Annotated in this window: 1 protein-coding gene; it reads left to right on the top strand. The window is 71.8% G+C overall.

The window, feature by feature from the left end; all coding sequences use genetic code 11:
- On the top strand, positions 1 to 1,800 hold a 1,800-nt coding region (locus tag WA965_RS17410; protein WP_526447860.1), incomplete at both ends, for an acyltransferase domain-containing protein.

The raw sequence follows: 1,800 nt of genomic DNA, 5'->3' as shown, positions 1-1,800 counted from the left end.
GTGCTCCGCGGCACGGCGGTCAACCAAGACGGCCGCAGCAACGGACTTACCGCACCGAGCGGCCCGTCGCAGCAAGCAGTGATCCGCCAAGCATTGTCCGCGTCTGGGCTGAAGCCGGCAGACATCGACTACATCGAAGCGCACGGCACCGGCACCCCGACCGGAGATCCGGTGGAAGTCGGTGCGCTCTCCGCGGTCTACGGCGCCGGACGCGCCGACGCCCCGTGCGCCGTGGGGTCGGTGAAACCGAACACCGGTCACCTCGAAGGCGGTGCGGGCGTCGTCGGGCTGATCAAGGCGACACTGGCGCTGCACCACGAGATGTTGCCCCCCACTGCCGGCGTGCGCACCCTGAGCACCGCCGTCGACTGGGAGGCCAGCGGGCTGAGGGTCCCCACCGAGACGGAGTGCTGGCCGCGCGCCGCCGATCCCCGACGCGCCGCGGTCTGCAGCTACGGCTATGGCGGCACCATTGCCCACCTGCTCATCGAGGAAGCGCCCGAGCCCCGTCCGGCTTCCGCTGCGCCACGGCCCACCCTCATCCCGCTGTCCGGCCGCTCCGAAGCGCGTCTCGCGTCGCAGGCGTCGGCGCTGGCCGGCTACCTGCGTGCGGCCGAGCCCCCGGTGGCCGAGGTCGCATCAACGATGTGGACACGCCGTTCCCACCAACCGGTCAAGGGTGCGGTGGTGACCTCCGGTCTCGTCGAGGCCAACTCTGCGCCGACCGTCGTCGACGCGCTCGAGGCGATGGCACTGGGTGTGCGGAACCCGCGGGTGGTCACCGGAACAGCTGTGCCCGGCGCGGAAAGCGGTGCGGTGTGGGTGTTTTCAGGTCACGGGTCGCACTGGGCGGGCATGGGTCGTGAGCTGCTCGCCACCGAACCCGCATTCGCGGCGACCATCGACGAGGTCGACGCGGTGTTCGGCAGGGAGCTCGGGTTCTCCGCACGTGAGGCCCTGACCACCGAACAACTCGGCGGCACCGACCAGGTGCAGGCACTGACCTTCGCCATGCAGGTCGGCCTCGCCGCGGTGCTGCGCGAGCACGGAGTCAGACCTGCCGCGGTGATCGGCCACTCGGTCGGCGAAGTCGCCGCCTGCGTGGTGTCGGGGGTGTTCGATCTCGTGCACGGCGCATCGGTCGCCTGCTTCCGGGCCCGCGGTTTCCGCTCCGTCACGGGCGCCGGTGCGATGGCGTTGGTGCGACTGCCGTTCGACGAGGTGGACCGCCGGCTGCACGGCCGAACCGACGTGGTGGCGGCCATCAGCGCCTCGTCGGAATCCACCGTGGTGTCGGGAACGATGGCCGCGGTTCGGGCGGTGGTCCAGGCGTGGACCGACGAGGGCGTGACGGTGCGCCCGGTCAACACCGACGTGGCCTTCCACAGCCCCACGATGGATGCCCTGACCGGCGAACTCGCCCGGCTCGTCGGCGGACTGCCCGAACCCGGCCGCGCCGAGGTGCCGCTCTACACCACAGCGCTGGCCGACCCGAGATCCGCGGCGCCGCGTGACCGCGACTACTGGGTCGCCAACCTGCGCGGACGGGTGCGATTCGCCGAGGCGGTGCGGGCCGCGGCCGAGGACGGCCACCGGTTGTTCCTCGAGATCTCGGCCCACCCGGTGGTGTCCCACTCCATCGTCGAGACACTGCTGCATCACGGGATGACCGATCACGCAGTGGTGCCGGTGTTGCGCCGCGACCAGCCCGAGCAACGCGCCGTCGGCGCGGCGATCGCGGGGTTGTACTGCCATGGGGCGCCGGTCGAGCACGGCGTCACGGCCGGCACCGCGTGGGCC

Source organism: Mycobacterium sp. (assembly GCF_049683935.1).
Taxonomy (GTDB): domain Bacteria; phylum Actinomycetota; class Actinomycetes; order Mycobacteriales; family Mycobacteriaceae; genus Mycobacterium.
The sequence above is the reverse complement of the archived record's forward strand: the minus strand, read 5'-3'. Positions and strand labels throughout refer to the sequence as shown.